Origin of the sequence: Citrobacter sp. RHBSTW-00944, from assembly GCF_013615435.1 — a bacterium.
Taxonomy (GTDB): Bacteria; Pseudomonadota; Gammaproteobacteria; order Enterobacterales; family Enterobacteriaceae; genus Citrobacter; species Citrobacter braakii.
Genome location: NZ_CP055418.1, coordinates 3,532,829 through 3,550,867, shown reverse-complemented (window position 1 = coordinate 3,550,867; position 18,039 = coordinate 3,532,829). Strand labels below are relative to the sequence as shown.

Genomic DNA, 18,039 nt, shown 5'->3' with positions numbered 1-18,039 from the left:
TCAGCCTATTTAGACCGTTTCTTCGCCATTTAAGGCGTTATCCCCAGTTTTTAGTGAGATCTCTCCCACTGACGTATCATTTGGTCCGCCCGAAACAGGTTGGCCAGCGTGAATAACATCGCCAGTTGGTTATCGTTTTTCAGCAACCCCTTGTATCTGGCTTTCACGAAGCCGAACTGTCGCTTGATGATGCGAAACGGGTGCTCCACCTTGGCCCGGATGCTGGCTTTCATGTATTCGATGTTGATGGCCGTTTTGTTCTTGCGTGGATGCTGTTTCAAGGTTCTTACCTTGCCGGGGCGCTCGGCGATCAGCCAGTCCACATCCACCTCGGCCAGCTCCTCGCGCTGTGGCGCTCCTTGGTAGCCGGCATCGGCTGAGACAAATTGCTCCTCTCCATGAAGCAGATTACCCAGCTGATTGAGGTCATGCTCGTTGGCCGCGGTGGTGACCAGGCTGTGGGTCAGGCCACTCTTGGCATCGACACCAATGTGGGCCTTCATGCCAAAGTGCCACTGATTGCCTTTCTTGGTCTGATGCATCTCCGGATCGCGTTGCTGCTCTTTGTTCTTGGTAGAGCTGGGTGCCTCAATGATGGTGGCATCCACCAAAGTGCCTTGGGTCATCATGACGCCTGCTTCGGCCAGCCAGCGATTGATGGTCTTGAACAATTGACGGGCCAGTTGATGCTGCTCGAGCAGGTGGCGGAAATTCATGATGGTGGTGCGATCCGGCAGGGCGCTATCCAGGGATAATCGGGCAAACAGGCGCATGGAGGCGATTTCGTACAGGGCATCTTCCATGGCACCGTCGCTCAGGTTGTACCAATGCTGCATGCAGTGAATACGCAGCATGGTCTCCAGCGGATAGGGCCGTCGGCCATTGCCCGCCTTGGGATAAAACGGCTCGATGACAGCGGTCATATTCTGCCATGGCAAAATCTGCTCCATGCGGGAGAGGAAAATCTCTTTTCGGGTCTGACGGCGCTTAGTGCTGAATTCACTATCGGCGAAGGTGAGTTGATGGCTCATGATGTCCCTCTGGGATGCGCTCCGGATGAATATGATGATCTCATATCAGGAACTTGTTCGCACCTTCCCTAACAGTAAAATCGCTATGATTCAACATAGCGATCTTACTCAATGATAAATATCAGGCGTAAAATTTCAAACGCTCCGCTAGCAGATCGACAAACCCCTGGCGATCCACGTCCACCATTACGGTGGCATTGGGCTTATTGCCGCTCAGGAAGTAGTAGTCAACCACGGTCATTCCCTGGGTGTATTTGCCCTGAGTTTCCACACCAACCCAGCGTTCAACGGTGGTAAACAGTTCAGGTTTCAGCAGCCAGGCAATGGTGCATGGATCGTGCAGCGGCGCGCCAATGAATCCCCATTTTTCATCTTTGTGATATTCAAAGAAGAAGTCGAGTAGTTCAGCAACGATTGTCGAAATGGGATTGCCGATAGCGCGGAACCGTTCGGTATCTTCACGATGTATTTGCGCTTTATGCGTGACATCCAGTCCAGCCATCACCACCGGAATGCCCGACTGGAACACGATCTCAGCGGCTTCTGGATCCACGAAGATGTTGAACTCAGCGGCGGGCGTCCAGTTTCCGAGGCCCATTGCACCACCCATGATCACGATACGGGCAATTTTGGGGTGCAGTTCAGGATGGCTATTCAGTAGCAATGCCACGTTAGTTTGCGGCCCGGTGGAGACAATCGTCACCGGTTCCTGACTGTTACGCAGGGTTTTCGCCATCAATTCCACGGCGGTGCAGTCCTGTGGAGCAAAAGCGGGTTCAGGCAGCGCCGGGCCATCAAGCCCGCTCTCACCGTGGACGTTATCGGCAATTATCAGGTCGCGCATCAGCGGTTTGACTGCGCCACCGGCCACTGGGATATCCGTACGGTTGAGCAACGTTAACATACGCAATACGTTACGCAGCGTTTTGTCGGGGGTCTGGTTACCGGCAGAGGAGGTTATCGCTTTCACATCCAGTTCAGGTGAAGCGAGGGCGAGAACAATTGCGATAGCGTCGTCATGACCTGGATCGCAATCAAACAGGATAGGAAGTGCCATTGTTGCTCCTTGTAAGTGGGACTTTGTGACAAGGTTAACGCTGGGCTGTGCCTGTTTCGAGAAGTGAAGAGATAAATCGTGAGGTGGCGCGCACATGGAGGTGCGCGCCAGCAAAATTAGTGCAGGATTTTCGCGAGGAAGTCTTTGGCACGGTCTGATTTTGGATTAGCGAAGAACTCTTCTTTCGGTGAGTCTTCAACAATCTTCCCTTCATCCATGAAGATCACCCGGTTCGCCACTTTACGCGCAAAGCCCATTTCGTGGGTAACCACCATCATGGTCATCCCTTCATTGGCCAGTTCAACCATGACGTCCAGTACTTCGTTGATCATTTCTGGGTCGAGTGCTGACGTCGGTTCGTCAAACAGCATGGCGATAGGATCCATGCACAGCGCCCGGGCGATGGCGACACGCTGTTGCTGGCCCCCGGAGAGCTGAGCTGGAAACTTCTCGGCATGCGCTGACAGACCAACGCGTTCCAGTAACTTTTGCGCTTTGTCGCGGGCCGGCTTTTTATCGCGTTTAAGCACTTTTACCTGCGCCAGAGTCAGGTTCTCAATAATCGACAGATGCGGGAACAGTTCAAAGTGCTGGAACACCATGCCAACGCGGGAGCGCAGTTTGGCCAAATCGGTCTTTTTATCATTCACCACGGTACCATCAACGGTGATGACGCCCTGTTGTACCGGCTCCAGCCCGTTCACCGTTTTGATAAGCGTTGATTTACCTGAACCTGACGGGCCGCAGACCACCACCACTTCACCTTTTTTCACTTCCGTGGAGCAGTCGGTCAGCACCTGAAAGTGACCATACCATTTAGAAACATTTTTCAGGGTAATCATTAAACTGTCCTTTTCTTCAAATAGCTGACCAACAACGATGCGCTCAGACTGAATACAAAATAAACGGCGCCAGCAAACAGGATCATTTCAACCTGCGTGCCGTCACGCTCGCCAATGGTGGAGGCGGTACGGAAGAAGTCTGCCAGACTCAATACATAGACCAGCGAGGTATCCTGGAAGAGTACGATGCCCTGGGTAAGCAGCAGCGGCACCATCGCGCGAAATGCCTGCGGCAGAATGATGAGCTTCATTGACTGCCAATGGGTCATCCCGAGCGCCAGTGCGGCACTAGACTGCCCGCGAGAAATACTCTGGATACCGGCGCGGATAATCTCGGAATAGTACGCGGCTTCAAACATCGAAAATGCGACCATCGCTGAGATCAGGCGAATATCGGTTTTTGGCGACAGACCCAGCACGTTTTGCAGGAAGCCGGGCACAATCAGGTAGAACCACAGCAGCACCATCACCAGCGGAATGGAGCGGAATACGTTGACGTAGCCCTTCGCAAACCAGGCAATTGGCGCGAAGCTGGACAGACGCATTACCGCAAGGATGGTCCCCCATACGATACCAATGACGACTGCCGTGACGGTGATTTTCAGCGTGATGATCAGCCCATCCAGCAGATACGGCAGGGAAGGGACGATAGAACTCCAGTCAAATTCGTACATTATTTGCCTCCCAAATTGCCAGGCAGGCGGATTTTGCGTTCGACGAGATTCATCACCAGCATGATGACGGCGTTAATCAGTACGTAGGCCAGAGTGATGGCCGTAAACGATTCCCATGCGTGGGCGGAGTAATCCAGTAGTTTACCCGCTTGCGCAGCCATATCGACCAGGCCGATAGTGGAGGCGATCGCGGAGTTCTTTACCAGGTTCATCATCTCTGAGGTCATTGGCGGAACAATCACGCGGTAAGCGTTTGGCAGCAGAACATAGCGGTAGGCCTGCGGCAACGTCAGCCCCATCGCCAGCGCGGCATTTTTCTGCCCGCGAGGCAGAGACTGAATAGCGGCACGAACCTGTTCGCAGACGCGCGCAGCGGTAAACAGCCCCAGACAAAGCATGGATGAGAGGAAGAACTGAATGTTGGGATCCAGTTCAGACTTAAACCACATCCCGATGTTTTCCGGCAGCAGTTCAGGAATGACCAGATACCAGGTAAAAAACTGGACGATGAGCGGAACGTTACGAAACAGCTCGACGTACAGCGTGCCGATCCCGGAAAGGAAACGATTTGGTACGGTACGTAAGATGCCGAATAAAGAGCCGATGAGGAAAGCGATAACCCAGGCGGTGATAGATAACGCGACAGTGACCTGGAAACCACTCCAGAGCCAGCCGAGATAGGTGGTGTTGCCGAACGGGGCTTGTTGTAAAAAAATACCCCAGTTCCAGTCTATAGACATAAATCTACTCCAGAAAAAAAAGGGTAGCAGCGCTACCCCCGAAGATTGTTATTCAGCGTTTTGCGGTTTTCAGGCCTGATGGGGAACGACCATCAGGCTTATAGTCTGTCCGTGCTGAGTAGCAATCGAGAGGGAGGGGAAGCCTCCCTGATTACACTTCATCCTTCAAGATATCTCGTTGTTGGCTGCCTTTATTCATCCCGGTTACTTACTCATGTAAGCGCCCGGGAATTCGCTCAGTTGCCGCCTCGATATAACTTGAAAGGTTTTGTGTACTCTTCTAATTAATTAGTTAAGCGCTTTATCATTCGGTTCTTTGAACAGGGCTTTCATCTCGTCTGACAGTTCGAAATTCATGTTCAGGTTCTTCGGTGGAATTGGATTTTTAAACCACTTATCAAACCATTTCTCAGCTTCGCCTGAGGTCTGCGCCTTGGCGATAGTGTCATCCATCAGCTTTTTGAACTGAGGGTCATCTTTACGCAGCATGCAGCCGTAAGCTTCCTGAGACTGCGGCTTGCCGACGATCTCCCAGTTGTCTGGTTTCTTCGCCTTCGCGCGCTCGCCAGCCAGCAGGGCGTCATCCATCATAAAGGCAACGGCGCGGCCGCTTTCCAGAGTACGGAAAGAGTCACCGTGGTCTTTCGCGCTGATGATGCGCATATCCATTTTTTGCTCTTCATTCAGCTTGTGCAGCAGCACCTCTGAGGTGGTACCCGAAGTCACGACTACGGCTTTACCTTTCAGATCGGCGAAATCTTTGACGTCGCCGCCTTTTTTCGCCAGCAGACGAGTACCAACAACGAAAATGGTGTCAGAGAAAGCCGCTTGTTTTTGGCGCTCGACGTTGTTGGTGGTGGAGCCACATTCAAAGTCGAAGGTGCCGTTTTGCAGCAGCGGGATACGGTTTTGTGAAGTAATCGGGATCAGTTTCACCTGCAGGTCAGGCTTGTTCAGCTTTTTCTTCACGGCTTCAACGATCGCGTTGGAGTAATCCTGTGAATAACCGACCACTTTTTGTTGATTATCGTAGTAAGAAAACGGTACCGATGATTCACGGTGGCCGACCACAATCACGCCGTTTTTGGCGATCTTGTCCAGCGTGCTGCCTGCCGCTGGTGCTGCGTCTTCTGCGTGCGCCAGACCGGCTGACATTCCCATGACCAGCATGGCAGTGGCGAGCTTACGTAATTGCATATCCAACTCCTTTATCGTCTGCGCCAGGGACGCATTGATACCCATTGTGATGTTGTTATTGTTTGCTACTAAAACGTGCAGTCTTGTATATGTTTGTTAACATTTAGTTTGGATGAATGTAAAGAATTTGCTGTTTTATTGTTTATTTTTGCGAAGTGCGCCGCACCATTTGGGGGCAAAAATATCTTGTTGCACTTTTCAGGTGCTACCGGCGCTCAACGTTGGTGCGACCAGGTTGCACATTCAGCCAAAACTGCATTTGTCTTGTAGAACAAAGCAATAGACGTGCCAGAATGGGGAGCGGGAAATGTTTTGTGGGCCGGATAAGCGAAACGTTATCCGGCCGGGAAAGGAAGGTTACTTACGACGCTGGCGCAGGCTCATTACCACCGCACCAAAGCCAAACAGCGCGGTCAGCAGCCAGAGCGGCCAGTTACCGGTACGGGCATAAGGGGTTAAGCCCGTCGTTGGCGTCACACTGGTGGTCAGGACCTGGCGGGTAAACTGCGGGATCATCGCCTGAATCTCACCCTGTGGACCAATCACCGCCGTAATACCGTTGTTGGTGCTACGCAGCAGAGGGCGCGCCAGCTCGAGGGAACGCATACGCGCCATCTGGAAGTGCTGCCACGGGCCGATGGATTTACCAAACCAGGCATCGTTGGAAATCGTCAGCAGGTAGTCCGTATCCGGGCGGAAATTATCCCGTACCTGTTCGCCAAGAATGATTTCATAGCAGATGGCAGCCGTCAGCTTAAAGCCGTGCGCATGCAGCTGTGGCTGCACATAAGGCCCACGGCTGAAAGACGACATTGGCAGGTCAAAGAACGGCGCTAACGGGCGCAGGATCGATTCCAGCGGGACGAACTCGCCAAACGGTACCAGATGGTTTTTGTTGTAGCGGTTGCTGGAGTCGTAACTGTACGGGCTGTCTTTACCCAGCGTGATGATGGTGTTGTAGGTGTCGTAACGATTCTGCTTGTTCAGACGCGCGTCAACGATACCGGTAATCAGCGTGCTGTTTTTCGATCTCAGCAGGTCATCCATCATGCCCAGGAAACGCTGCTGATTAATTTCCAGGTCCGGGATAGCGGATTCTGGCCAGATGATCAGCTGTGATTTGCCCATCTCAGGCTGGGTGGCGTCGAGATAAATCTTCAGGGTGTTGAGTAACTGACCTTCATCCCATTTGAGCGACTGCGGAATGTCACCCTGCACCATCGAGACCTGAGTGGTTTTTTCCGGCTCAAGCGTGTACCACTGGATATAGCGCAGCGGAAAGGGCAGAGCAAAGAGCACTAGCGCGGCAATCAGCGGCTTCCAGTTACGCGTCACCAGCGCCAGCGCCAGCAGGCCGCTAACCACCATCAGCAGGAAGTTAATCGCCTCAACGCCCATTACCGGAGCCAGCCCTTTTAACGGACCGTCGATCTGACTGTAGCCGAACTGTAGCCACGGAAAGCCGGTCAGTACCCAGCCGCGCAGGAATTCGGTTATTTGCCAGACGACCGGCGCGGCAATCGCCACGCGTATCCAGGTGGTTTTCGGCCACAGACGCGCCAACACGCCGGCAAACAGGCCGGTGTAGAGGGAAAGGTATGCGGCAAGCAGAACCACGAGGAACACATTAATGGGACCCGGCATACCGCCAAACTGCGCGATGCTGACGTAAACCCAGTTGATGCCGGAGCCAAACAGCCCCAATCCCCAGAAGTAGCCGATTGCGGCAGACTGGAGCGGACGGCGATTGAAGGTAAGAGCCTGCAGGCCCATCAGCGAAACGATCGCAGCGGGCCAGATGTCATACGGAGAGAAAGCCAGCGTCCCGCAGGCACCGAATAATAACGCCAGCAGCAGGCGAATGCGCTGGCGTTCAATTAATGGGGCAAATGCCATGTAGTCTTAGATCCAGTTTCGGGTTTATTCGTCCAGTTTGGGCTGGGGTGAGTCGTCCGGAATTCTGACATGAACCTGAATAATACGACGGCTGTCGGCCATTGCCACTTTGAACTGGTAACCATCAATGTCGATAGTCTCCCCGCGCGCGGGCAGATGACCAAAGGCCTGCATGACCAGCCCGCCGATGGTATCTACTTCTTCGTCGCTAAAATGGGTACCGAAAGCGTCGTTGAAGTCTTCGATCGGCGCCAGAGCGCGAATGGTCCAGGTGTGGCGACTGAGCTGACGGAAATCGATATCGTCTTCTTCGTCGTACTCATCTTCAATTTCACCCACGATCAGTTCAAGGATGTCCTCAATGGTCACCAGACCTGAGACACCGCCGAATTCGTCGATGACGATAGCCATATGATAACGCTGGGAGCGGAACTCTTTCAGCATGCGGTCAACTCGCTTGCTTTCAGGTACGACAACCGCCTGGCGTAACACTTTCTCCATGCTGAAGGCTTCGGCATCGCTGCGCATAAACGGCAGCAGATCCTTGGCCATCAGAATCCCTTCAATGTGATCTTTGTCTTCGCTGATCACCGGGAAACGCGAGTGGGCAGACTCGATAATGACATCGAGACATTCGTCCAGGGTCTGGTTGCGTTTCAGGGTAATCATCTGAGAGCGAGGGATCATGATGTCGCGCACGCGTTGGTCCGCAATATCCATCACCCCTTCGAGCATATCGCGCGTATCTTCATCGATAAGGTCGTTTTGCCCGGAATCACGGATCAGCTCCAACAGTTCGTCGCGGTTTTTTGGTTCACCGTGGAAAAGTTGGCTCAGTAACAGGGAGAAAAATCCCTTTTTGCTGTTTAAGGTGTCACTACTGTGTGAATTGTCGTCGCTCATGGCGTCGTATGGGTTCTCATGTTAGTTAATACAAAGCTCGTCATGCGTATATTCAGCTGTTGACGGCATGTCTCTTCATCGTACTTCAAACCAGGTAAGCCGGATAAGGCGCAATACCTGATGGCGGCTGCGCCTTATCAGGCTTACAAGATTTCGAAATGCTTATTCTTTCTCGGCAATGTACGGATCCTCATAGCCCAGAGCAAGCATAATCTCTGTTTCGAGGGATTCCATCTCTTCCGCTTCATCGTCTTCGATATGGTCGTAACCGAGTAAATGCAGGCTACCGTGCACCACCATGTGCGCCCAGTGGGCCTCAAGCGGTTTGCCTTGTTCCTGCGCTTCTTTCTCGACTACCTGACGGCAGATGATCAAATCGCCCAGCAGCGGCATTTCAATGCCCGGCGGGGCTCCAAACGGGAAAGAGAGTACGTTGGTTGATTTATCTTTCCCGCGATAGGTCAGGTTCAGCTCGTGGCTTTCCGCGTCATCGACCAGACGAATGGTAACTTCAGACTCTTCCTGAAACTGGGGGATCACCGCATCCAGCCAACCCTGAAACTGACTTTCTGTTGGTAAACCGGATTCGTCTTCACATGCCAGCTGTAAATCGAGAATAACCTGACTCATTTTTGTTCCTGCTCCTGAGCTTCGCGCTTGCGTTCTGCAGCCAGCTCGGCTTTGCGTTTCTGTTCTGCTTCTTCCCAGGCTTCATACGCCGTGACGATACGGGCGACCACCGGGTGGCGAACCACGTCTTCGCTATGGAAGAAATTAAAACTAATTTCGTCAACTTCAGCCAGCACTTCAATGGCATGACGCAGACCGGATTTGGTGCTTCGCGGCAGGTCAATCTGGGTGATATCGCCGGTGATAACCGCTTTGGAGTTAAAGCCGATACGGGTCAGGAACATTTTCATCTGTTCGATGGTGGTGTTCTGGCTCTCATCAAGAATGATGAACGCATCGTTTAACGTACGACCGCGCATGTAGGCCAGCGGCGCAACTTCAATGACGTTACGCTCAATCAGCTTTTCGACCTTCTCAAACCCGAGCATTTCGAACAGTGCGTCATACAGCGGTCGTAAGTAGGGATCGACTTTCTGGCTGAGGTCACCCGGCAGGAAGCCGAGTTTTTCGCCCGCTTCCACTGCCGGACGGGTCAGCAGGATTCGACGGATCTCCTGACGCTCAAGCGCATCGACCGCAGCGGCAACCGCAAGATACGTTTTACCCGTACCCGCAGGGCCAACGCCAAAGGTGATGTCGTGGTCGAGGATATTCGCAATGTATTGTGCCTGGTTCGGCGTACGCGGCTTAATTACCCCGCGCTTGGTTTTGATGTTCACCGCTTTGCCAAATTCCGGCACGCTGTCTGCGCTTTGCTCAAGCACTCGCGCTTCTTTAATTGCCAGATGAATTTGTTCAGGCTCAATGTCCTGCGTCTGACCCCGCATTGGGGCAGTATCGACGTACAGGCTACGTAAAATATCTGCCGCCGCGGTGACGCAAATTGGGCGACCGGTCAGCTTAAAGTGGTTATCACGGCGGTTAATTTCGATGCCGAGGCGACGTTCCAGCTGCTTGATGTTGTCATCAAATGGGCCGCAAAGGCTCAACAGGCGGGCATTGTCTGCGGGTTCAAGGGTGATTTCGCGAGTGTCTATGTTCAAACTGTTCCTCTTTTGCATGTCTTGCCGGACGCTGAACATTTACCGGCATCTAAGGAAATTATTCACGCCATGGGGGAAAGGCGCAAGCATTGCGATAAATATGGGGATGATGAGGTAGATTACAAGGCCCGCCGGGGCAGCGAGCCCAGAAGAGTAAGCCCGATAAGCGTAGCGCCATCGGGCATTGAAGATTAAGGCTGATAAATACCGACGCCCAGATCGTTTTCTTTGCGGGTACGCGCAATAACTGACTCAGGGGATTCAGCGATGCGCAGACCCATTTCGTCTTCGGTGCGCACCACTTTACCGCGCAGGGAGTTCGTCCAGACATCGGTAATTTCTACATCCACGAACTTACCGACCATCTCCGGGTTGCCTTCAAAGTTCACCACTCGGTTATTTTCGGTACGGCCAGACAGTTCCATGATGCTTTTACGCGATGTGCCTTCAACCAGAATGCGCTGGGTCGTGCCGACCATGCGACGGCTCCAGGCCATAGCTTGCTGGTTAATACGCTCTTGCAGAATATACAGGCGCTGTTTTTTCTCTTCTTCCGGCACGTCGTCAACCATATCGGCGGCAGGGGTGCCTGGACGCGCAGAGAAGATAAAGCTGTAGCTCATGTCAAAATTGACGTCTGCAATCAACTTCATGGTCTGCTCGAAATCCTGCGTGGTTTCGCCTGGGAAGCCAACGATGAAGTCGGAGCTAATCTGGATATCCGGACGCGCTGCGCGCAGTTTGCGGATGATCGCTTTATATTCCAGCGCGGTATGGGTGCGTCCCATCAGGTTCAGTACGCGATCTGAACCGCTCTGAACCGGCAGGTGCAGGAAACTCACCAGTTCTGGCGTGTCACGATACACTTCAATGATATCATCGGTGAATTCGATCGGATGGCTGGTGGTGAAGCGGATACGGTCAATGCCATCGATCGCCGCGACCAGACGCAGCAGATCGGCAAAAGATCCGGTCGTGCCGTCGTAGTTTTCACCGCGCCAGGCGTTCACGTTTTGTCCCAGCAGGTTCACTTCACGCACGCCTTGCGCCGCAAGCTGGGCGATTTCAAACAGAATATCGTCCGCCGGACGGCTCACTTCTTCACCGCGGGTGTATGGCACCACGCAGTATGTACAATATTTATTACAACCTTCCATGATTGACACGAAAGCGCTTGGACCTTCAGCACGCGGTTCCGGTAGGCGGTCGAATTTTTCGATCTCCGGGAAACTGATATCAACCACCGGGCTACGGGTGGTGCTTCCACGCACTTTGTTGATCATTTCCGGCAGACGATGCAGGGTTTGCGGCCCAAAAATAATATCGACATAGTGCGCGCGTTGGCGAATATGGTCGCCTTCCTGAGACGCAACACAGCCACCGACTCCGATGATCAGCTTGGGGTTTTTCTCTTTTAACAGCTTCCAGCGGCCCAACTGATGGAAGACTTTTTCCTGAGCCTTCTCACGGATAGAGCAGGTATTCAGCAGCAGCACATCCGCTTCTTCGGCCACGTCGGTCAGTTGATACCCATGGGTGGCATCCAGCAGATCGGCCATCTTCGATGAATCGTATTCGTTCATCTGACAGCCCCAGGTTTTAATATGGAGTTTTTTGGTCATCGACTTGCTCTTGCGAAATTGTGGCTGAAATGCAGGGCGCATAGTGTACTGCTTTGGCGCGGTTGTGACCAGTATGACGGATGTCAGCCTCAAGGGGTAAAAAATCCTGTAAACTTACACAATACATGTAACAGGATAATTGACCATGACAAATCAACCAACGGAAATTGCCATTGTCGGCGGGGGGATGGTCGGCGGCGCGCTGGCGCTAGGACTGGCGCAGCATGGATTTACGGTAACGGTCATTGAGCATGCCGTTCCCGCGCCGTTTGTGGCTGACGGACAGCCTGATGTCAGAATTTCGGCCATCAGCTCCGCCTCCGTGTCGTTACTGAAAGGGCTGGGCGTCTGGGATACGGTTCAGGGGATGCGCAGCCATCCTTACCGTCGTCTGGAAACGTGGGAATGGGAAAATGCCCATGTGATGTTTGATGCCGCCGAGCTTAAGCTGCCCTTACTGGGCTATATGGTGGAAAACACGGTCCTGCAACAGGTGCTCTGGCAGGCTCTGGACGTTCACCCCAAAGTCACGCTGCGGGTGCCTGCGTCGCTGATCTCTCTGCATCAACATAACGATCGGCATGAGCTTGAGCTGGCTGGTGGGGAAAAAATCAGCGCGAAGCTGGTCATCGGCGCCGATGGCGCAAATTCTCAGGTGCGGAAAATGGCCGGGATTGGTATCCATGCCTGGCAGTATGCGCAGTCCTGTATGTTGATAACCGTACAATGCGAGAATTCGCCGGGAGACAGCACCTGGCAGCAATTCACCCCTGACGGTCCGCGCGCATTTTTACCGCTGTTTGATAACTGGGCCTCGCTGGTGTGGTACGACTCACCGGCGCGTATCCGCCAGTTGCAAGGTTTGAATATGTCGCAACTGCAGGCGGAGATCGCCAAACATTTCCCATCGCGACTCGGTAACGTTACGCCTGTCGCAGCGGGGGCATTCCCGCTAACGCGCCGTCACGCGCTGCAATATGTGCAGCCAGGACTGGCGCTGGTGGGTGACGCCGCGCATACCATTCATCCGCTGGCGGGGCAGGGCGTTAATTTGGGGTTCCGTGATGTGGATGCGCTGATTGACGTGCTGGTGAATGCGCGCAGCTACGGTGAGTTCTGGGCAAGTCAGCTGGTGCTGAAGCGCTATCAGAACCGTCGCATGACTGACAATTTCATCATGCAAAGCGGCATGGATCTGTTCTACGCAGGATTTAGCAACAACCTGCAGCCGCTGCGTATCATGCGTAATCTTGGGCTAATGGCCGCAGAGCGCGCCGGCGTGCTGAAACGCCAGGCACTCAAGTTCGCGTTAGGATTGTAATTCAGACAGGCCTACAGAGAACGTTGTAGGCCTGGTAAGCATAACGCCATCAGGTAATAAATGCAGAAAAGCAAAAAGCTCGCCGAAGCGAGCTTTTTTAATATGGCTGGGGTACGAGGATTCGAACCTCGGAATGCTGGTATCAGAAACCAGAGCCTTACCGCTTGGCGATACCCCAACGGGTGCATCCACAGAATGGACGGCTTTTTGAAATTGGCTGGGGTACGAGGATTCGAACCTCGGAATGCTGGTATCAGAAACCAGAGCCTTACCGCTTGGCGATACCCCAACAATTTTTTGGATTTACCGAACGAGTCGATACGTCCTTAATATGGTGGCTACGACGGGATTCGAACCTGTGACCCCATCATTATGAGTGATGTGCTCTAACCAGCTGAGCTACGTAGCCAGATATTATCATATTCTTCGATGGCTGGGGTACCTGGATTCGAACCAGGGAATGCCGGTATCAAAAACCGGTGCCTTACCGCTTGGCGATACCCCAATGACCGTTGCGGTGAACCGCTACATCGAAGAAAAAATGGCTGGGGTACCTGGATTCGAACCAGGGAATGCCGGTATCAAAAACCGGTGCCTTACCGCTTGGCGATACCCCATCCGTGCAACGCTTACGGGTGAATGGTGCGGGAGGCGAGACTTGAACTCGCACACCTTGCGGCGCCAGAACCTAAATCTGGTGCGTCTACCAATTTCGCCACTCCCGCAAAAAAGATGGTGGCTACGACGGGATTCGAACCTGTGACCCCATCATTATGAGTGATGTGCTCTAACCAGCTGAGCTACGTAGCCATCTTTTTTTCGCGTAACCTTATCGGCGTTGCGGGGCGCATTATGCGTATTGAGCCTTGAAGCGTCAACCCCTTTTTCATTGAAAATAGCTGGAATGTGACTGTTTGGTTAGGTTGCGAACAGCATGACGCAATATTCGGCAATTATTAGTTATTAATTGTTTTTTTGCACAGAAAATAGACATAAAAAAGAGCCCCGCAGGGCCCTTTTCTAAGGATTAACTTATTTATAAGCGGACTGATGTACGCCAACCGCACGACCAGAAGGATCGTTCATGGTTTTAAACGCCTCATCCCATTCGATTGCTTTGGCAGAAGAACAGGCAACAGACGGCCCGCCAGGCACACATTCCGCAGCGCTCGCAACCGGGAACAGCTCTTCGAAAATCTCACGGTACAAATACGCTTCTTTAGATGATGGCGTGTTGTAAGGGAAACGGAAGCTGGCGGTTTCCAGTTGTTGGTCAGAAACTTGCTCAGCGGCCACCTCTTTCAGGGTATCAATCCAGCTGTAACCGACACCATCGGAGAACTGCTCTTTCTGGCGCCATGCAACGCTTGCTGGCAGGTAGGACTCAAAACATTCACGCAGAACATGTTTTTCCATTTTGCCGTTGCCGCACATTTTGTCCTGTGGGTTGATGCGCATCGCCACATCAAGGAATTTCTTATCCAGGAAGGGCACGCGAGCTTCCACTCCCCAGGCCGACATAGCTTTGTTGGCACGGGCACAGTCGAACATATGCAGCGCCTGCAGCTTACGCACGGTCTCTTCGTGCAGCTCTTTTGCATCTGGTGCTTTGTGGAAATAGAGATAGCCGCCAAATACTTCGTCAGAACCTTCGCCCGACAGCACCATTTTAATGCCCATCGCTTTAATTTTACGCGACATTAAGTACATCGGGGTCGAGGCGCGAATCGTCGTAACATCGTAAGTTTCGATGTGATAAATCACGTCGCGGATAGCATCCAAACCTTCCTGCACGGTGAAGTGGATCTCATGGTGTACAGTACCCAGATGGTTCGCCACCTCTTGCGCGGCTTTCAGGTCCGGTGCGCCTTCCAGGCCTACTGCGAAGGAGTGCAACTGCGGCCACCAGGCTTCGCTACGCTCCTGATCTTCAACACGACGCGCGGCGTATTTTTTGGTGATTGCGGAAATGACGGATGAATCCAGACCGCCGGACAGCAATACACCATAAGGAACATCTGACATCAGGTGGCTTTTCACTGCATCTTCCAGTGCCTGACGCAACTCGTTTTTATCGGTAACGTTGTCTTTTACCGCATCGTATTCAAACCAGTCGCGCTGGTAGTACTGACGAATTTCGCCGTCTTTACTCCATAAATAGCTACCGGCCGGGAATTCTTTGATCGTGCGACACACGGGAACCAGGGCTTTCATTTCAGACGCAACGTAGAAGTTACCGTGCTCGTCGTAACCCATATACAGCGGGATGATCCCGATATGATCGCGACCGATCAGATAAGCGTCCTGCTCGCTGTCGTACAGAGCAAAAGCAAACATGCCTTGCAGGTCATCCAGAAACTCTGGGCCTTTTTCCTGATACAGCGCAAGGATAACTTCGCAGTCGGAACCGGTCTGGAACTGATAGCGATCGCCGTATTCAGCGCGCAGCGCCTGATGGTTATAAATTTCACCGTTAACCGCCAGGATATGCGTTTTCTTCACGTTGTACAGCGGCTGGGCACCGGCGTTGACGTCGACGATGGACAGACGTTCGTGCGCCAGAATGGCGTTATCACTGGCGTAAATACCCGACCAGTCCGGGCCGCGATGGCGCATCAGACGAGACAATTCCAGGGCTTTTTTACGCAGTTCAACTGCGTCAGTTTTAATATCGAATACGCCAAAAATAGAACACATAACCTTCTCCGTTAACCTGTTGCGTGATGCTTTTTATGTTTGCTTGATAAAGAAAATGCCGCAAAGCTGGAGAGGGCGCAAGTGAATTACGGGTCAGAAAATAAAAAACGCAATGGTCATTGTGGATTGGTGAAAAAAGATTACGGAATAGACGGGTTTATTAATGAATCGATAATTTTATGGCGGTTTTATTAAATGGAAGGATTTCTTCTGGCCGGATATGACGCGGGGGCGTCTTATCCGGCTTACGCATCAAATCACATCAATTTCCGCAACGGACGGGTAAATCCAGCTTGGTCTGAACGGCATGCTGTCAATGTCGTCGAGCGTCGAAACGCCAGACAATACCAGGATGGTTTCGAGACCCGCCTGGAAGCCCGCCAGAATATCGGTACGCAGGTTGTCGCCGACGATAACGGTCTCTTCCGAATGCGCCTGCATTTTGTTGAGCGCCGCGCGAATAATCCACGGGCTGGGTTTGCCCACATAAAACGGCTTGCGGCCAGAGATTTTTTCGATACCGGCGCACAGCGCACCGCAGGCGGGATAAAAACCGCGTCCGTGAGTATCCGGGTTTGTGGCGATGAAACGCGCGCCGTTGGCCACAAAATATGCCGCTTTATGCATCATGTCCCAGTTATAGGATCGCGTCTCGCCAACAATCACAAAATCGGGGTTCACGTCAGTAATAGTAAACCCGGCTTTATACAGCTCGTGAATTAACGCACCTTCACCTACCACGTAGGCCTTTTTCCCTTCCTGGCGGCGAAGAAAATCAGCGGTAGCCATGGCGGAAGTATAAAAGACGCTATCAGGGACATTCACACCCGCGGTGGCGAAGCGGTTTGCCAAATCCTGCCCGGTCTGTGAAGGATAGTTAGTCAGCAAAACTAACGGCAGGCCTTTTTCCAGGATCCCAGTCAGAAATTCTGCCGCACCCGGTACGGCAACATTGTCGTGCATCAGCACGCCGTCGATATCACAAATTACATTCTTAATGGCCATGGACAATCCGACATCAAAAAAAGAAGGCATTACTATACACAAAATACACTAAATCATTCGAGTTGCATCAAGGCGGCACAAGTCTGAGAACCCCGGAAGCTTACTGAAGTAAGTGACTGAGGTGAGCAGATGCAGCTAACGCAGAGGCAGCTTGGTATTAGCTTTCCAGCAAACGTTGCAGCAATGTACCGTTGAGCATCGCACGCTTCACCAGCGCAAAGGCGCCAATGGCTGAGCGGTGATCCAGCGTGGAACGAACCACCGGTAAATTGTGGCGAAACGCTTTCAACGCCTGCGTGTTGATACAGCTTTCTATAGCAGGCAGCAGCACTTTATCAGCCTCGGTAATTTCGCCCGCAATGACGATTTTTTGTGGGTTAAACAGGTTGATGGCGATGGCGATGGTTTTACCCAGGTGACGACCAACGTGCTCAATGACTTCTGATGCCAGGTTATCGCCTTTATTAGCCGCCTTACAGATGGCTTTAATGCCGCAATCATCCAGCGTGAGTCGGCTTGGATAACCCTGTTTCAATAAGTTCTGCACGCGGTGTTCAATAGAGGCATTGGCGGCAATTGTTTCCAGACAGCCGAAATTACCGCAGTGACAGCGCTCACCCAGCGGCTCTACCTGAATATGGCCAATCTCACCCACGTTGCCATTGCGACCAATAAAAATTCGGCCATTGGAGATGATTCCCGCCCCGGTTCCGCGGTGAACACGCACCAAAATGGAGTCTTCGCAATCCTGGCTTGCCCCGAAATAGTGCTCGGCCAGCGCCAGACTGCGAATATCGTGACCGACAAAGCAGGTGACCTTAAAGCGTTTTTCGAGTGCTTCGACCAGCCCCCAGTTTTCGACCTGAATGTGCGGCATATAGCGGATGACGCCGCTTTCAGGATCAACAAGGCCTGGCAGAATGACGGAAATCGCAACCAGCTCGCGGATTTTCCGCTGGCAGTTCTCAATAAAGGTGGCAATGGTGTTGAGCAGCGCATATTCCAGCGTTTCCTGGGTGCGCTCCGGGAGGGGATAATGCTCTTCAGCGACCACTTTACTGCTCATATCATAGAGCGTGAGCGTAGTATCGTGGCGGCCCAGGCGTACGCCAATCGCGTGGAAATTGCGGGTTTCGGTGACGATAGAGATAGCGCGGCGGCCCCCGGTGGAGGCCTGCTGGTCGACTTCTTTGATCAGCCCGCGTTCAATCAATTGACGCGTAATTTTCGTTACGCTGGCGGGGGCAAGCTGGCTTTGCTCGGCAATTTGAATTCGCGAGATTGGCCCATGCTGGTCAATCAGGCGATAAACCGCCGCGCTGTTAAGCTGTTTTACGAGATCAACATTACCTATTTGAGCTTGTCCGCCTGGTGTCATTCT

Annotated in this window: 15 protein-coding genes and 7 tRNA genes; 1 reads left to right on the top strand and 21 read right to left on the bottom strand. The window is 52.7% G+C overall.

Annotated elements, in window-relative coordinates; all coding sequences use genetic code 11:
- Positions 1-50: 50 nt before the first annotated feature.
- From HV334_RS17155 to miaB, 11 genes are all read right to left on the bottom strand, one after another.
- A complete protein-coding gene (locus HV334_RS17155; RefSeq protein WP_032430896.1) occupies positions 51-1,031 on the bottom strand; it encodes an IS5-like element IS5 family transposase in 981 nt (326 codons plus the stop codon).
- Between the two features lie 121 nt (positions 1,032-1,152).
- Entirely contained in the window at positions 1,153-2,088 is a 936-nt protein-coding gene (rihA, locus tag HV334_RS17150; protein ID WP_047501740.1) for a pyrimidine-specific ribonucleoside hydrolase RihA, read from the bottom strand.
- Between the two features lie 116 nt (positions 2,089-2,204).
- Entirely contained in the window at positions 2,205-2,930 is a 726-nt protein-coding gene (gltL, locus tag HV334_RS17145) for a glutamate/aspartate ABC transporter ATP-binding protein GltL (protein WP_003022754.1), read from the bottom strand.
- Positions 2,930-3,604: a glutamate/aspartate ABC transporter permease GltK gene (gene gltK / locus HV334_RS17140; RefSeq protein WP_003022757.1), complete on the bottom strand. Its 675-nt coding sequence runs from the start codon at positions 3,602-3,604 to the stop codon at positions 2,930-2,932. The genes gltL and gltK overlap by 1 nt, the downstream gene beginning before the upstream one ends.
- Positions 3,604-4,344, bottom strand: a complete 741-nt coding sequence (gene gltJ / locus HV334_RS17135; protein WP_016152241.1) for a glutamate/aspartate ABC transporter permease GltJ — start codon at positions 4,342-4,344, stop codon at positions 3,604-3,606. The genes gltK and gltJ overlap by 1 nt, the downstream gene beginning before the upstream one ends.
- Positions 4,345-4,632: 288 nt before the next feature.
- On the bottom strand, positions 4,633-5,541 hold the full coding sequence (gltI, locus tag HV334_RS17130; protein WP_016152242.1) for a glutamate/aspartate ABC transporter substrate-binding protein GltI: 909 nt from the start codon (positions 5,539-5,541) through the stop codon (positions 4,633-4,635).
- 357 nt (positions 5,542-5,898) lie between these two features.
- Positions 5,899-7,437, bottom strand: coding sequence for an apolipoprotein N-acyltransferase (lnt, locus tag HV334_RS17125; RefSeq protein ID WP_094760687.1), 1,539 nt, complete (start codon positions 7,435-7,437; stop codon positions 5,899-5,901).
- Positions 7,438-7,461: 24 nt separating this feature from the next.
- Positions 7,462-8,340 carry a CNNM family magnesium/cobalt transport protein CorC gene (corC, locus tag HV334_RS17120; RefSeq protein WP_005121418.1) on the bottom strand — a complete coding sequence of 293 codons (879 nt, stop codon included), beginning with the start codon at positions 8,338-8,340 and terminating at the stop codon, positions 7,462-7,464.
- 162 nt (positions 8,341-8,502) lie between these two features.
- Positions 8,503-8,970 (bottom strand): rRNA maturation RNase YbeY, encoded by a 468-nt coding sequence (gene ybeY / locus HV334_RS17115; protein ID WP_181220681.1) that lies wholly within the window; start codon positions 8,968-8,970, stop codon positions 8,503-8,505.
- Entirely contained in the window at positions 8,967-10,013 is a 1,047-nt protein-coding gene (locus tag HV334_RS17110) for a PhoH family protein (protein ID WP_019076268.1), read from the bottom strand. Before HV334_RS17110 ends, ybeY begins: the two co-directional genes overlap by 4 nt.
- Before the next feature lie 191 nt (positions 10,014-10,204).
- Complete coding sequence (gene miaB / locus HV334_RS17105) at positions 10,205-11,635, bottom strand: tRNA (N6-isopentenyl adenosine(37)-C2)-methylthiotransferase MiaB (protein WP_103766019.1); 1,431 nt, start codon at positions 11,633-11,635, stop codon at positions 10,205-10,207.
- 145 nt (positions 11,636-11,780) lie between these two features.
- Here miaB and ubiF point away from each other — a divergent pair, with 145 nt between their 5' ends.
- Positions 11,781-12,956, top strand: coding sequence for a 3-demethoxyubiquinol 3-hydroxylase (gene ubiF / locus HV334_RS17100; protein ID WP_181220680.1), 1,176 nt, complete (start codon positions 11,781-11,783; stop codon positions 12,954-12,956).
- 103 nt (positions 12,957-13,059) lie between these two features.
- On the opposite strand, the gene HV334_RS17095 is transcribed toward ubiF, so the two are convergent.
- The 10 genes from HV334_RS17095 to HV334_RS17050 all read right to left on the bottom strand — a co-directional run bounded on the left by HV334_RS17095 (position 13,060) and on the right by HV334_RS17050 (position 18,036).
- Positions 13,060-13,134: transfer RNA gene (locus tag HV334_RS17095), tRNA-Gln, on the bottom strand.
- A 36-nt stretch (positions 13,135-13,170) separates the two neighbouring features.
- Positions 13,171-13,245: transfer RNA gene (locus HV334_RS17090), tRNA-Gln, on the bottom strand.
- 43 nt (positions 13,246-13,288) lie between these two features.
- Positions 13,289-13,365, bottom strand: a tRNA-Met gene (locus HV334_RS17085).
- Positions 13,366-13,386: 21 nt separating this feature from the next.
- Positions 13,387-13,461 (bottom strand) — tRNA-Gln (locus tag HV334_RS17080).
- A gap of 37 nt (positions 13,462-13,498) precedes the next feature.
- Positions 13,499-13,573 (bottom strand) — tRNA-Gln (locus HV334_RS17075).
- Positions 13,574-13,596: 23 nt separating this feature from the next.
- Positions 13,597-13,681 (bottom strand) — tRNA-Leu (locus HV334_RS17070).
- An 8-nt stretch (positions 13,682-13,689) separates the two neighbouring features.
- Positions 13,690-13,766: transfer RNA gene (locus HV334_RS17065), tRNA-Met, on the bottom strand.
- A 222-nt stretch (positions 13,767-13,988) separates the two neighbouring features.
- Entirely contained in the window at positions 13,989-15,653 is a 1,665-nt protein-coding gene (asnB, locus tag HV334_RS17060) for an asparagine synthase B (protein WP_003835552.1), read from the bottom strand.
- 252 nt (positions 15,654-15,905) lie between these two features.
- Complete coding sequence (gene nagD / locus HV334_RS17055; RefSeq protein ID WP_005121413.1) at positions 15,906-16,658, bottom strand: ribonucleotide monophosphatase NagD; 753 nt, start codon at positions 16,656-16,658, stop codon at positions 15,906-15,908.
- 157 nt (positions 16,659-16,815) lie between these two features.
- On the bottom strand, positions 16,816-18,036 hold the full coding sequence (locus HV334_RS17050) for an N-acetylglucosamine repressor (protein ID WP_016152247.1): 1,221 nt from the start codon (positions 18,034-18,036) through the stop codon (positions 16,816-16,818).
- Positions 18,037-18,039 lie beyond the last annotated feature (3 nt).

What these genes read in the sequence shown, in the direction of transcription:
- asnB (WP_003835552.1), bottom strand. Translation starts at nt 15,653, where the DNA reads ATGTGTTCTATTTTTGGCGTATTCGATATTAAAACTGACGCAGTTGAA.
- ubiF (WP_181220680.1), top strand. Translation starts at nt 11,781, where the DNA reads ATGACAAATCAACCAACGGAAATTGCCATTGTCGGCGGGGGGATGGTC.
- corC (WP_005121418.1), bottom strand. Translation starts at nt 8,340, where the DNA reads ATGAGCGACGACAATTCACACAGTAGTGACACCTTAAACAGCAAAAAG.
- HV334_RS17050 (WP_016152247.1), bottom strand. Translation starts at nt 18,036, where the DNA reads ATGACACCAGGCGGACAAGCTCAAATAGGTAATGTTGATCTCGTAAAA.
- gltL (WP_003022754.1), bottom strand. Translation starts at nt 2,930, where the DNA reads ATGATTACCCTGAAAAATGTTTCTAAATGGTATGGTCACTTTCAGGTG.
- gltJ (WP_016152241.1), bottom strand. Translation starts at nt 4,344, where the DNA reads ATGTCTATAGACTGGAACTGGGGTATTTTTTTACAACAAGCCCCGTTC.
- ybeY (WP_181220681.1), bottom strand. Translation starts at nt 8,970, where the DNA reads ATGAGTCAGGTTATTCTCGATTTACAGCTGGCATGTGAAGACGAATCC.
- miaB (WP_103766019.1), bottom strand. Translation starts at nt 11,635, where the DNA reads ATGACCAAAAAACTCCATATTAAAACCTGGGGCTGTCAGATGAACGAA.
- HV334_RS17155 (WP_032430896.1), bottom strand. Translation starts at nt 1,031, where the DNA reads ATGAGCCATCAACTCACCTTCGCCGATAGTGAATTCAGCACTAAGCGC.
- nagD (WP_005121413.1), bottom strand. Translation starts at nt 16,658, where the DNA reads ATGGCCATTAAGAATGTAATTTGTGATATCGACGGCGTGCTGATGCAC.
- gltI (WP_016152242.1), bottom strand. Translation starts at nt 5,541, where the DNA reads ATGCAATTACGTAAGCTCGCCACTGCCATGCTGGTCATGGGAATGTCA.
- rihA (WP_047501740.1), bottom strand. Translation starts at nt 2,088, where the DNA reads ATGGCACTTCCTATCCTGTTTGATTGCGATCCAGGTCATGACGACGCT.
- lnt (WP_094760687.1), bottom strand. Translation starts at nt 7,437, where the DNA reads ATGGCATTTGCCCCATTAATTGAACGCCAGCGCATTCGCCTGCTGCTG.
- gltK (WP_003022757.1), bottom strand. Translation starts at nt 3,604, where the DNA reads ATGTACGAATTTGACTGGAGTTCTATCGTCCCTTCCCTGCCGTATCTG.